General features: G+C 63.8%; 11 protein-coding genes. 6 read left to right on the top strand and 5 right to left on the bottom strand.

Annotated features, from left to right (window positions below; translation table 11 throughout):
• Window positions 1-7 precede the first annotated feature (7 nt).
• The 3 genes from CKW39_RS14485 to groES all read right to left on the bottom strand — a co-directional run bounded on the left by CKW39_RS14485 (window position 8) and on the right by groES (window position 4233).
• The gene (locus tag CKW39_RS14485; RefSeq protein WP_095798827.1) at window positions 8-2071 is read right to left on the bottom strand and encodes an acyltransferase family protein; all 2064 of its coding nucleotides are present in this window, start codon (window positions 2069-2071) and stop codon (window positions 8-10) included.
• A 155-nt stretch (window positions 2072-2226) separates the two neighbouring features.
• The gene (gene groL / locus CKW39_RS14480) at window positions 2227-3828 is read right to left on the bottom strand and encodes a chaperonin GroEL (RefSeq protein ID WP_095798826.1); all 1602 of its coding nucleotides are present in this window, start codon (window positions 3826-3828) and stop codon (window positions 2227-2229) included.
• Window positions 3829-3936: 108 nt separating this feature from the next.
• Window positions 3937-4233 (bottom strand): co-chaperone GroES, encoded by a 297-nt coding sequence (gene groES, locus CKW39_RS14475; RefSeq protein WP_095798825.1) that lies wholly within the window; start codon window positions 4231-4233, stop codon window positions 3937-3939.
• A 420-nt stretch (window positions 4234-4653) separates the two neighbouring features.
• On the opposite strand from groES, the gene CKW39_RS14470 reads away from it, so the two are divergent.
• From CKW39_RS14470 to CKW39_RS14445, 6 genes are all read left to right on the top strand, one after another.
• Window positions 4654-5619, top strand: coding sequence for a siderophore ABC transporter substrate-binding protein (locus CKW39_RS14470; protein WP_095798824.1), 966 nt, complete (start codon window positions 4654-4656; stop codon window positions 5617-5619).
• Complete coding sequence (locus tag CKW39_RS14465) at window positions 5616-6731, top strand: ABC transporter permease (protein ID WP_368630854.1); 1116 nt, start codon at window positions 5616-5618, stop codon at window positions 6729-6731. Before CKW39_RS14470 ends, CKW39_RS14465 begins: the two co-directional genes overlap by 4 nt.
• Window positions 6731-7753, top strand: coding sequence for an iron chelate uptake ABC transporter family permease subunit (locus tag CKW39_RS14460; RefSeq protein WP_095798823.1), 1023 nt, complete (start codon window positions 6731-6733; stop codon window positions 7751-7753). Before CKW39_RS14465 ends, CKW39_RS14460 begins: the two co-directional genes overlap by 1 nt.
• The gene (locus CKW39_RS14455; protein ID WP_095798822.1) at window positions 7750-8508 is read left to right on the top strand and encodes an ABC transporter ATP-binding protein; all 759 of its coding nucleotides are present in this window, start codon (window positions 7750-7752) and stop codon (window positions 8506-8508) included. Before CKW39_RS14460 ends, CKW39_RS14455 begins: the two co-directional genes overlap by 4 nt.
• A gap of 31 nt (window positions 8509-8539) precedes the next feature.
• A complete protein-coding gene (locus CKW39_RS14450; protein ID WP_095798821.1) occupies window positions 8540-9802 on the top strand; it encodes a class I SAM-dependent methyltransferase in 1263 nt (420 codons plus the stop codon).
• Between the two features lie 96 nt (window positions 9803-9898).
• Complete coding sequence (locus CKW39_RS14445; RefSeq protein ID WP_095798820.1) at window positions 9899-11047, top strand: glutamate--cysteine ligase; 1149 nt, start codon at window positions 9899-9901, stop codon at window positions 11045-11047.
• Window positions 11048-11138: 91 nt separating this feature from the next.
• Here the strand turns inward: CKW39_RS14445 and tsaD are convergent, their stop codons facing one another.
• The gene (gene tsaD / locus CKW39_RS14440) at window positions 11139-12218 is read right to left on the bottom strand and encodes a tRNA (adenosine(37)-N6)-threonylcarbamoyltransferase complex transferase subunit TsaD (protein ID WP_095798819.1); all 1080 of its coding nucleotides are present in this window, start codon (window positions 12216-12218) and stop codon (window positions 11139-11141) included.
• Window positions 12205-12681: a ribosomal protein S18-alanine N-acetyltransferase gene (gene rimI / locus CKW39_RS14435; RefSeq protein ID WP_095798865.1), complete on the bottom strand. Its 477-nt coding sequence runs from the start codon at window positions 12679-12681 to the stop codon at window positions 12205-12207. The genes tsaD and rimI overlap by 14 nt, the downstream gene beginning before the upstream one ends.
• Between the last annotated feature and the right edge of the window lie 41 nt (window positions 12682-12722).

Below are 12722 nucleotides of genomic sequence, written 5' to 3'. Positions count from 1 at the left end.
TGCCGCCCTAGAGCAAACCGTTCTCGGTGAGGGCCTTCTTCGCACGTTCCACGAAGAACGGGGACAAGGAACGAACGTAGTTCTGCGTGAGATGATTATTGTCCCAGTACACGATCACGTTGCCGATGACGGGTGCGCACATTCCGTCAGGACAAATGAGATCCCCCATGTCCACCGTGGAGATCCCCTCGTTCTGGCCGGCGATGGATTCGAGGGGGTTCGGAGAGGTCGTGATGTCGGTGGCGGGAGGGGTGCAATCCTGCGCGCTTCGCCGGTCGTCCTGGACGCAAAGACCCGGGGCGTCAACGAAACGAGGGTTGTCCCTGATAGCCAGGAGATGCCCGGTCTTTTGCGACAACTCCTGCAACTTCTCCACCATTCCCGGGCTCAGGTCTTCACCCCCGTCTTCCAAGGAGCGGGTGCCTGTCGTGACGACCAAGTCCGGATCTGCGTCATCGATGACCTTGTCGATCTCACTGAGCCATTCTGCGCACTCCGCCTGATCCCTCACTTGGTCATCGGCGCTGCCCAGGATGCAGTTTCCCCGAATGTAACTCACCATGTTCCACCCTTGGCTGCGCGCCAGATCCTCGATGGCCGGAAGCCATTGGATCGTGTGGCTGTTGCCCACCACGAGAATCGTTTGGCTTGCCTGCGGATCATCGATGGTGATTCCACACCATGTCTGATTTGCGGCACTCAAACCCATTTCTTCCGGGCAGGGCTCTCCCAGGGACGGTTTCGGGTAATCCCCTTGAATGATCGGCACCAGCGGCGCATCCGTCTCGGTGCCGCTGGGATCCTCGACCGCAAGTGCCGCCGCCCCGGGGTTGTTGCGCGCGGCCTCCGCTTCCAACTGCGCGCTGCGGTGGGCGTCCACGGCGGTCCAGGACAGTACCGCAGTGGAAACCACCGCTAAACACGCGATGATCACGAGTGCCAGTCGGCGCTTGGTCTGCTCGGGCCACGTCCACGCCTTGAGCGGGTTTTCAATGAACGCCGTGAGCACCAGCGCCAGAACAATCGACACCAGCACCAGTGCAACACCCGAACGCGGTCCGGCCCAGGGACGATCCATGATGACCAGGTACGTGACCAGCAGAGGCCAATGCACCAGGTACAACGCGTAGGCGGCGTCGCCCAACTTCACCACGGGCCGCCAGGACAAAAACCGGTCGAACCCCACCCGGGACTCGGTGTTACCGGCCACGATGATTGCGGCCGCGGACAGCAGCGGCCACAGAGCGATCCAGCCCGGAAAAGCACCTTGAACGTCCACCAGGATGCCCACGGACACCATGCTCACAATGCCCACCCACCCCAGGATGATGCGCAGCACCCGCGGCGGATTGAGGTAGGGAATCGCCAAGGCGATCAGAGAACCCAGCGCGAACTCCCACAACCGGGCACGGGTGTCGAAATAGGCGTAAGCCTGTTGAGTCTCGGTGGTGATCACCGAAAAAATCATGGACGCCGCAAAAATCAGCCCGAAACATACCGCCAGAATGGGCACCGAACTGATGCGTGTGCGGCGTCGTAGTAGCCACGCGAAACCAAAGGTCAACGGCCACAACAAGAAGACTTGGCCCTGAACGGACAGGGACCAGAAATGCTGGAACGGCGAGGCCGTGGAATTATCCGCCGCGTAATAATCCACCGACGACGCCGCAAGAGCCCAGTTCTCCACGTAGAACACGGACGCCAGGGCCTCCCAGCGGAACTGCGCGACCGAGGACTCGGGAAACACCGTGAGCAACCCGATCGTCACGAGAATCACCACGGTGGCCAGCGGAAGCAGCCGCTTGAACGTGTGCAACCAGTACCGGCCGATGGCCAGCGGGCGACCGCTTTCGATCTTGCGCACGAAGGACAACGTCATGAAGAACGCGGAGATCAACAAGAAGATGTCCACACCGCCCGACACCCGGCCCAGGAACACGTGGTAAATCACCACCAGCAGGACCGCTACGGCGCGCAAACCCTGCACTTCGGTTCGGAAACCGGAATAGCGCGAGACGACGTCGGGGCGAACGTGGGGCGCGCTCGACCGTGGGGGAAGGGTTTCGGGCATGACTGCCACCTTAACCCCCTCGAGTTGACATGCAGAATCGAGGTCCGTCGTCACCGCCCGTAAGGACAGCTACTGGATCCACGCAATGAAAAACCGGCGGCCCGCCCCGTGATGTGGGGAAAGCCGCCGGTCAGCGTGGATTTCATCACAGCAGATCAGTGCTGGTGATGGTGATCCTCATCGTCGTTCTTCTTCTCGGCCACCAGAGTTTCGGTGGTGAGTACCAGAGCGGCAATGGATGCTGCGTTCTGCAGAGCGGAACGCGTGACCTTGACCGGATCGATGATGCCGGCCGAGACCAAGTTCTCGTACTCGTCGGTCGCGGCGTTGTAGCCGTGGCCCGGTTCCAGGTCCGCCACGCGGGAGGCCACGACGTAGCCGTCCTGCCCGGCGTTCTCGGCGATCCAGCGCAGGGGCTGAACCAGGGCGCGGCGCACGATACCGACGGCCGTGGCGGCGTCGCCCTCGAGACCGAGCTCGGCGCCGTCGAGCGCCTTGGACGCGTGCACCAGAGCGGAACCGCCACCGGCCACGATGCCCTCTTCGAGAGCGGCGCGGGTGGAGGAAACGGCATCCTCGATGCGGTGCTTGCGTTCCTTCTGCTCGACCTCGGTGGCGGCGCCCACCTTGATCACGGAAATGCCGCCGGCCAGGCGAGCGAGGCGTTCCTGGAGCTTTTCGCGATCCCACTCGGAATCGGTGCGTTCCACCTCGGCCTTGATCTCGGCCACGCGGTCCGCGACCTGCTCGGCCGAGCCGCCGCCGTCAACCACGGTGGTCTGGCCCTTGGTCACGGTCACGCGGCGCGCGGTACCGAGCTGGGACATGTCCACGCTGTCCAGCGAGATGCCCAACTCGGGGGTGATCACGGTGCCGTTGGTCAGCACGGCCAGGTCCTGCATGATCGCCTTGCGGCGGTCACCGAAACCGGGAGCCTTCAGCGCGACGACGTCCAGGGTGCCACGCAGCTTGTTGACCACAAGGGTGGACAGGGCCTCGCCCTCGACGTCCTCCGCGATGATGGTCAGCGGCTTCTTGGCCTGCAGTACCTTTTCCAGAACCGGCATCAGGTCCTGCACGGAAGAGATCTTGCCCTGGTAGAGCAGGATCAGGCTGTCTTCGAGGACGGCTTCCTGGCGCTCCTGGTCGGTGATGAACGACGGCGAGAGGTAGCCCTTGTCGAACTGCATACCTTCGGTGACGTCCAGCTCGACCTCGGTCGAGGAGCCGTCTTCGATGGTGATGACGCCGTCGGTCCCCACGGTCTCGAAAGCGCGAGCGATCAGCTCACCGATTTCCGGGGACTGAGCGGAGATCGCGGCCACGTGGGCCACGTCCTGACCTTCGACCGGGCGGGCGTTGTCCAGCAGACGCTGGGACACGGCCTCCACGGCTGCTTCGATTCCGCGCTTGATCTCGCTGGGGGCCGCACCGGCGGCCACGTTGCGCAGACCCTCCTTGACCAGGGCCTGCGCCAGCACGGTCGCGGTGGTGGTGCCGTCACCGGCAACATCGTTGGTCTTGGTGGCAACTTCCTTGGCGAGCTGAGCGCCGAGGTTCTCGTACGGGTCGTCCAGCTCTACTTCGCGAGCAATGGTGACGCCGTCGTTGGTGATTGTGGGGGCGCCCCACTTCTTGTCGAGAACGACATTGCGCCCGCGCGGGCCGAGGGTCACCTTGACGGTGTCGGCAAGCCGGTTGACACCGGCCTCAAGGGCTTTGCGAGCGGCGTCGTTGAACGCCAACTGCTTGGGCATGTGTGCTCCTTATCGGGCGAGAAAACTAAGGGTGAAAAACGCGGTACCCGTGCGCCACCCACTCACGAGTAGGCGCAGCGGGCACCGCGCAGAAAGGATTCTGAAGACTTACTTCTCGATGACTGCCAGCACGTCACGTGCCGGGAGCACGAGGTACTCTTCGCCGTTGTACTTGACCTCGGTTCCGCCGTACTTGGAGAAGATGACCAGGTCACCTTCCTTGACGTCCACGGGGATGCGGTTGCCCTTGTCGTCGACGCGGCCCGGACCCACAGCCAGGACGGTGCCCTCCTGGGGCTTCTCCTTGGCGGTATCGGGGATGACCAGACCGGAAGCAGTGGTCTGCTCGGCGGCCAGCGGCTGGACCACAATGCGGTCCTCGAGGGGCTTGATGGAGACCGACACGATCTCTCCCTTTCTTTAGGCGTATGAGACGGTGAGCGCCCACGGTGGTTCACGGGGTCCCGTGACCGCGGATGCGCTACGAGCCAGTTGGCGTGCCAACCGTCGTCGCGGTGCCGATTGAGCGCCTGGCCCTTAGCACCCTCACCCGGAGAGTGCCAATAGTCACTCTAGGGTTGGCCTGGCAGTCGGTCAAGGCGAGTGCCAGACGTTCACTCGCCGATGAAAACAATTAGGTAAGTAACACGTTCGCTATTAGCTTGCGCACACCCAATTCCTCCCGCTAGTTTGTCAGGTAAGGCAAACCTAAGACGATGCATTCGCAGGTCAGGGTTCGACGGCGCCGTCGTACCTACCTGGCATTGCCGCCGGGTTTGCGCGGCCGCACGATCCCGCACCTTCCCTGAACACTTGAGGAACGACATGAACCGCATCAGCCCCAAGGCCATGGCACTGCTCACCGCAGGTGGCCTTCTCGCTCTCACCGGTTGCTCCACCGAAGCCGCTGGCGAGTCCTCCTCCGAGGAAAGCGCCTCGAACGAAACCGTGACCGTGGAACACGTCCAGGGCACCACCGAGGTCCCCAAGAACCCTGAGACCGTGATCTCCATGGACCTGGGGGTCATCGACAGCTTCGAGGCCCTGGGCGAAGAGGTCGACGGCCTGCCCAAGCCCGCATCCTTGCCGGACGAATTCGAGAAGTACCAGGACGAGAAGTACGTCAACGCCGGCGGCATGAAGGAACCGGACATGGAGGCCATCTCGGCCGCCAACCCGGACCTGATCATCATTTCCGGCCGTACCGCGGACTTCTACGACCAGTTCTCGGAAATCGCCCCCACCGTGGACTTGACCATGGATCAGAAGGACCCGGTCGCCTCCTTCAAGAAGCAGTCGGAGACCATCGGTCAGATCCTGGGCAAGGAATCCGAGGTGGAGGAGAAACTCTCGGGCGTGGACCAGCAGATCGCCGACACCAAGGAAGCCGCCACTGATGCCGGTTCCGCCATGTTCCTGATGACCAATGCCGGTGAGATCAATGCCTACGGCCCCGGCTCGCGCTTCGGCAACATCATCTTCGACACCCTGGGCGTGAAGCCCGCCGGTGATGTGCAGTCAGAAGGCACCCACGGTGAGTCCCTGTCCTTCGAGGCAATCTCCGAAGCCAACCCGGACCGCCTGTTCGTGATCGACCGCGACGTGGCCGTGGGTCAGGGCGAATCCGGCCAGGCAGCTCAGCAGGTTCTGGACAACGACCTGGTCAACCAGACCACCGCCGCGAAGGAAGACCAGATCACCTACCTGGATCCCTCCGCGTGGTACATCGTGGGTCCCGGCCTGAACAACTTCCCCAAGATGATCACTGAAGTTCAGGACAGCTTGAAGTGAGCACCATCGCTCACGCACCTGAGAACACCGGCGGCGGTTCGGCTCCCGAACCTCAACCCGCTGTAAAACCCGGAGCAAGTAATCGCTCGGACCAGGCCGGAAGGCCCGGACCCTTCAGGCGACTGCTGCGCTCCAACGGTGCCCTGGTGATCGCCGCTCTCGCGGTGCTCGTCCTGGCAGTGATCTCAACGTTCGTGGGCGTCGCGGATGTCACGCCGGCCACCCTGATGCGTCAGGTGGCCGGCGGGGACACCGCCGGACTCCAAGAGTCCTTTCATCTCCTGGCCGTCTCCCGTTTTCCGCGCACCATCTCCGTGATCCTTGCCGGTATGGCCATGGCCGTGGCCGGTCTGATCATGCAGCAGATGGCGCGCAACAAATTCGTGGAACCCTCCACGGTCGGCACCGTGGAATCTGCCTCATTGGGCCTGCTGGCCGTCACCGTGCTGGTTCCGAGCGCACCACTGCTCGGCAAGATGGGCGTTGCGGCGGTCTTCGCCGTGGGCGGCACCGCTCTGTTCCTGGCCGTGCTGCAGAAGATCCCGCTGCGCAACGCGCTGCTCGTTCCCTTGGTCGGCATCATGCTGGGCAACGTGATCGCAGCGATCACCACGTTCTTCGCCTACCGCTTCAATCTGCTGCAGACGCTCAACACGTGGATGATCGGTGACTTCTCCGGCGTCATCAAGGGCCGCTACGAGTTGCTGTGGCTCGTAGCAGCACTCACCCTGATTGGTTACATCGCCGCTGATCGTTTCACCGTGGCCGGTATGGGCCAGGACGTCTCCACGACCCTGGGCGTGAACTACAAGCGCATTATGGCGCTGGGGATGACCATCGTGGCTCTCATTTCCGCCGTGGTGGTCGTGACCATCGGCTCCATCCCGTTCCTGGGCCTGGTGGTTCCCAACATCGTGTCTCTCATGATCGGTGACAACATGCGCCGGTCGGTTCCGTGGGTGGGTGTCTTCGGCGCGGGCTTCGTGCTCGTGTGCGACATCGTGGGTCGTGTGATCCGCTACCCGTTCGAGATTCCCGTGGGAACCGTGGTGGCCGTGGTGGGCGCTGCAATCTTCTTGGCCATGCTGTTGCGGAAGCGAGCTCGTTCCTGATGACCCCCAAATCCGCCGCTCTGCCGGTCCCCAACGCGATCCAGCAGAAGCGCAAACGCTTTGTCGTGCGCTCCGTGTCGCCGGCCATGGTCACCGCCCTCATCGGCGCGCTGGCCCTGGTGTGCATCGGCCTGTACTTGTTCCTGGGCCTGGATGCCAACGCCGCTTATGTGCTCCCCCGCCGCGCCAACCGTGTGTTCACCATGGTCCTGGTCGCCTTCTGCGTGGGTGTCTCCACCGTGCTGTTCCAGACGGTCACCTCCAATAGGATCCTGACGCCCTCCATCATGGGCTTCGACTCCCTGTTCATGCTGATCCAGACCGTGCTGATCTTCGTGATCGGCACCGTGGGCCGCACCCAGCTGGGGACCTATCCCCTGTTCATGCTGGAGCTCGGACTCATGGTGCTCTTCGCGGCCATCATGTACCGCTGGCTGTTCACGGGATCCGGGCTCTCACTGCACCTGGTGCTGCTGATCGGCATCGTGTTCGGCACGCTGTTCCGCGGTATTTCTTCGCTGCTGCAGCGCCTGTTGGACCCCAGCGAGTTCATGGTGCTGCAGGATTCCATGTTCGCCTCGTTCACCGGTGTGGACCTGGGTCTGCTGCGAATCTCCGTGGCCATCATTGCCGCCGCCACCATTCCGCTGATCGTGATGCGGCGCCGCTTCGACGTTCTGTCCCTGGGCCGTGACACCGCGATCAGCTTGGGGATCAACCACACCCGCACTGTGACCACCGTGTTGATCGTCTGCTCGATCTTCGTGGGCGTCTGCACCGCGCTGGTGGGTCCCATTACGTTCTTCGGACTGATCGTGGCCAACCTGGCCTATGCCCTGTGCCGCACCTTCCGCCACGCCTGGATCCTACCGATTTCCGTGCTTCTCGGCATCGTGGCGCTCGTGGGCGGACAATTGATCCTGGAGCGCGTCTTCGCATTCGATACGGCGCTGTCCATTGTGATTGAGTTCTGCGGTGGGTTGTTGTTCTTGTTCCTGTTGTTGAGAGGGTCCATCAAGTGATTGAGCTGTCCGGTCTCACCAAGAAGTATGGCGAGACCACCGTGGTGGATCATGTCTCGGCACAGATCGAACCCGGTGGGGTGGTTTCGATCATCGGTGCCAACGGGGCAGGCAAATCCACCGCGCTGTCCATGGTTGCTCGCCTGGTCACTATGGACGACGGCTCCGTGTTCGTGGACGACCACGACGTGCTCAATACCCCCTCGGACCAGTTGGCCAAGAAGCTGTCCATTCTGCGCCAGGAGAACACCCTGACGGTTCGCCTCACGGTGCGCGACCTGGTGGGCTTCGGCAGATTCCCGCATTCGAAGGGTCGACTCCGGCCCGAGGACACCGAGCACATCGACCGCGCCCTGGACTACCTGAACCTCACCGAATTCGAAGACCGCTACGTGGACGAACTCTCCGGCGGTCAGCGGCAGCGCGTGTTCATTGCCATGGTGATTGCCCAGGACACGGACTACGTGCTCCTGGACGAGCCGCTCAACAACCTGGACATGAAGCACTCCGTGGAAATGATGAAGCTCCTGCGGCGCATGACCCACGAGCTCGGCAAGACCGTGATCCTGGTGATTCACGACATCAACTTCGCCTCGTGTTATTCGGATCGCATCCTGGCCATGAAGGAGGGCGCGCTCGTCTGTCAGGGCACCCCCGAAGAGATCATGCAGCCGGACATCCTGCGCGACATCTACGACATGGATATCCGCGTGGAGGTCATCAACGGCCACCACGTGGGCATGTACTACATGTGACCCGCGAGCGCGCTCGTGATGTGATGGAACCGTGAATTCCCCCGCCGATGCCGAGATGCACGCCCTCGCCCAGCTCCTCACGCCCCAGGGCCTGCACCTGGTGGATTCGATCGGAACCTACGATCCCGAGCGCTCGCTCAAGTTGTCCGAGTCGCTGCGCGCGGAAGGCTACTCCCCCGAGTTGGTTTCCGCGGGTCTCACGCAGGCCAAGCTGCGCACCCAGGCCAAGGCCAAATTCGGCGAGTTTGCTCAGCACATGGTCTTCACCCGCAACGGTCTGGAACAGGCCACGCGCTGGTCCGTGGCTGCGCTGCACGCCCGCCGATACGCCCAGGCGGACCTCACCCACGTGGCCGATCTCGGGTGCGGAATCGGTGCGGATTCCCTGGCTCTGGCCGCCCTCGAACGCACCGTGACCGCCGTCGAGAAGGACGAGCTGACCGCCGCCGTGGCCACGGTCAACCTCACCGGGTGGCCCAACGCGAACGTGGTGTGCGGCGACGTCGAAACCCTTGATTTTTCGGACCTCGAGAATGGCGCGCCCGACGGCGTCTGGCTGGATCCCGCGCGTCGGGTCACCGGTTCGGGGCGCACCCAGCGCGTTTTCGACCCCGAGGCGTTTTCGCCTCCCCTCTCCTTCGTGTCGGGGCTGGCCGAGCAGGGTTTGGCCGTGGGTGCCAAGCTGGGACCCGGAATTCCTCACGATCAGGTGCCGGCCGACGCAGAGGCACAGTGGGTTTCCGATCACGGCGACGTGGTCGAGGTGGTGCTGTGGTTCAACGCGGTGCGCCGCCCGGACGTGGCCCGTGCCGCGCTCGTGCTGGGCTCGCGCGCGGACGGTTCCGCGACCGCCGCGGAACTGACCTCCGAGACTTGGGATTCCCCCGCGCCCGAAGGGGGCCTGCTGGGCGAAGTGGGCGAGTTCCTCTACGAGCCCGACGGCGCCGTGATCCGCGCCGGATTGGTCACTGATCTGGCGCAGCAATTGGACGCGCACCTGATCCACCCGACCATCGCGTATCTGTCCGGGGACGAGCTGCATGACTCCCCGCTGGCCACGGCGTACCGCGTGCGCGACGTGCTGCCTCACAACGTGAAGACCCTCAAAAAGTGGGTGCGGGATCACAACGTGGGCACGCTGACCATCAAGAAGCGCGGCACGGACGTGACTCCGGAACAGCTCAGGAAACAGCTGGCCCCTCGCGGCACCGAAAAAGCCACTCTGGTGATGACACGTTTGCAAGAAATCGGGAAAGAACGTCGCGCGGCGCTGGTGGTTGACCCCGTACACTGAAGTACCCGCTAAGCAGTGCGAGATTCGGTGAAGAATTCCCGGCCTCGCTCATGGACTGCGGGACATCCCCGGTGCACCCATGAGAGGACCACTGCCGTGCACATTGATTTCGTCTCTTCCGAACGCTCATCGTTGGGCGTCGAGTGGGAGATCGCCCTGGTTGATCGTGAAACCGGGGAGCTCGAACCGCGCGGCCAGGAAGTCCTCGAAGCGGTCATCGCGTCCAATCCCGAAATGGGCGAGGACGGCGACCACCCTCGCGTCACCGGTGAGTTCCTGCAGAACACCGTGGAAATGGTCACGGGAGTGTGCCACGACGTAGCCGAGGCCACCGCGCAGTTGAAATTTACGTCGGACGAGATCCGCAAGGTCGCCGATCCCGAGGGGTTGGAGATCTTCGCCGCCGGAACCCATCCGTTCTCGGAGTGGCAGGACCAGGCCGTCGTGGACAAGGAGCGCTACTACAAAGTGGTGGACCGCGCGCAGTACTGGGGCCGCCAAATGGTGATTTACGGCCTGCACGTACACGTGGGCGTGGATCACAAGAACAAGGCCCTGCCGGTTCTCGAAGGGTTGCTGAACTACTACCCGCACTTGCTCGCGCTCTCCGCCAACTCGCCGTACTGGTGCGGCCACGACACCGGCTACGCGTCACACCGTTCCCAGGTGTTCCAGCAGCTGCCCACCGCGGGACTGCCGTTCCAGTTCAAGAGCTGGGACGAATACGAGTCCTACGTTCAGGACTTGCTGACCACCGGCGTGATCGAGGACGATTCCGAAAACCGCTGGGACATCCGACCCGTTCCTCGCTTCGGCACCGTGGAAATGCGCGTGTGCGACGGGCCCTCCACCCTGCACGACGTGAGCGCGCTGACCGCCCTGACCCAGTGCCTCGTGGAGTCCTTCTCCCGCACCCTCAACGACGGCGGCACCATTCACACCATGCCGCCGTGGCACCACCAGGAGAACAAGTGGCGCGCGGCCCGTTACGGTCTGGACGCCATCATCATTCAGAACGCACAGAGTGACGAGCGCCTGATCACCGAGGATCTCACCGAGCTCCTCAACAAGCTGGAGCCCATTGCTTCCGACCTCAGCTGTAGCGACGAACTCGCGCGCGTGGAGGACATCATCCGCAATGGTGCCGGGTACCAGCGTCAGCAGCGCGTGGCCAAGGAGCACAACGGCGATCTGCGCGCCGTGGTCCTGGACATCGTGGGGCGCAACCGCAACTCGGTGGGCTGAACCGCACCCGTTCGTAACGCACGGGCCGCACCGTCAGTCGCGCTCGGGACACACTGCCCAACGCGCCGTTCAGCCCGGTGCCGGGTAAGCGCTACGCCGCCCCAATGGACACCGTGGACACCGGAAGCCCCGGATCCGCGGTGAACACGATCCCGGTCGCGGCGCGACCCTCCGCCACCAACCGCGCTCCGAGAGCCGCCACCATGGCCCCGTTGTCGGTGCACAGGTTCAGCGGCGGCACGATCACCTCGATGCCCCGGGCATTGCAGCGCTCGGTCACCAGCGCGCGCAACCGTGAATTCGCTGCCACGCCGCCGCCCATGAGCAGCGTGTCGATCGATTTCTCGGTGCATGCGAGCACGGTCTTGCGGGAAATCACGTCCACCACGGATTCCTGGAAGGACGCGGCGACGTCCGCGACCGGAACCGGCTGCCCGGAAGCTTCGTAGGTCTCCACCACTCGGGCCACCGCGGTCTTGAGCCCTGAGAAGGACATGTCGTAGCGGTGCGATCCAGGCTTGTCGGCCGATCCCATGTACTTGCCCGCGGTCAACCCGCGCGGGAAGCGGAACGCATTGGGATCACCGTCACGAGCGGCCTGGTCGATGGCCGGTCCCCCGGGATAACTCAGCCCGAGTAGCCGTGCGACCTTGTCGTAGGCCTCGCCGGCGGCGTCGTCGATCGTCGCGCCCAGCAAGCGGACGTCGCCGGTGATATCCGGAACCGAGAGAATTTCGGTGTGCCCGCCCGAGACGAGCAGCGCGCCCAGGTTGTCGGGCAGTTCGTCATTGTCGTCGAGCAATCCCACGCTCACGTGGGCGACCAGGTGGTTGATGGCATAGAGCGGTTTTCCCGTGGCGACCGCGAGCGCCTTGGCCGCGGCCACCCCCACCATGAGCGCGCCGGCCAGTCCGGGTCCGGAGGTCACGGCAATGACGTCGATCTCATCGAGCGTCACACCGGCGTCGTCGAGGGCGGCCTGCAGCGTGGGCACGAAGGCTTCCAGGTGCGCTCGCGAGGCAATCTCGGGGATCACGCCGCCGAAGCGCACGTGTTCGTCCATCGACGAGGACACCGTGTTGGTCAGCAGTTCGGTGCCGCGCACGATTCCCACGCCCGTTTCATCGCACGAGGATTCGATACCCAGCACGAGTGGTTCAGCGGTTGCCATGAATGGTCCTTCCGTCCGCGCTGCGCTGCGGCGGCCCGGCCGGAACCAGCTCGCAGCGCATGATCAGCGCGTCATGACCGCCCCCGTAGTAGCCGGGGCGGGTGTGAATGTGTTCGTAGCCGAAGCGCTTGTACAGCTCTTGCGCCCGGTGATTGTCCGAACGCACCTCCAGCAGGATTTCCGTGCCGCGGGCGTGGATCGCTGCCTCGTGCAGGGTGCGCAACAGTGCGCTGCCCAGGCCCTTGCCTTCGTGCCCGCTGGCCACGGCAATGGTCTGGACGTCCGCGACCGGAGGGATACACATCATGCCCGAGTAACCCACGATCTCCTGCTCGCGCGTGAGCACCCAATACTGGCGGGTGGGGTGGGCCAGTTCCTCGTCGAACATGTGGCGCGGCCAGGCGTCCTCGGGGAACAGCGCGGTTTCGAGCGCGTAGACCTCGTCCAGGTCCGCGGGTTGCATGGGTCGCAGGGCGTAGCCCTCCGGCAACGATGACGCCGCCG

The sequence above is a fragment of the Kocuria sp. WRN011 genome, from assembly GCF_002295155.1.
Lineage (GTDB): Bacteria > Actinomycetota > Actinomycetes > Actinomycetales > Micrococcaceae > Kocuria > Kocuria carniphila.
This window is presented reverse-complemented; position numbering and strand designations above follow the sequence as displayed.

Coding starts and splice junctions, on each gene's coding strand:
- CKW39_RS14485 (WP_095798827.1), bottom strand. CDS start 2,071: ATGCCCGAAACCCTTCCCCCACGGTCGAGCGCGCCCCACGTTCGCCCC.
- groL (WP_095798826.1), bottom strand. CDS start 3,828: ATGCCCAAGCAGTTGGCGTTCAACGACGCCGCTCGCAAAGCCCTTGAG.
- CKW39_RS14470 (WP_095798824.1), top strand. CDS start 4,654: ATGAACCGCATCAGCCCCAAGGCCATGGCACTGCTCACCGCAGGTGGC.
- CKW39_RS14460 (WP_095798823.1), top strand. CDS start 6,731: ATGACCCCCAAATCCGCCGCTCTGCCGGTCCCCAACGCGATCCAGCAG.
- tsaD (WP_095798819.1), bottom strand. CDS start 12,218: ATGGCAACCGCTGAACCACTCGTGCTGGGTATCGAATCCTCGTGCGAT.
- rimI (WP_095798865.1), bottom strand. CDS start 12,681: ATGCAACCCGCGGACCTGGACGAGGTCTACGCGCTCGAAACCGCGCTG.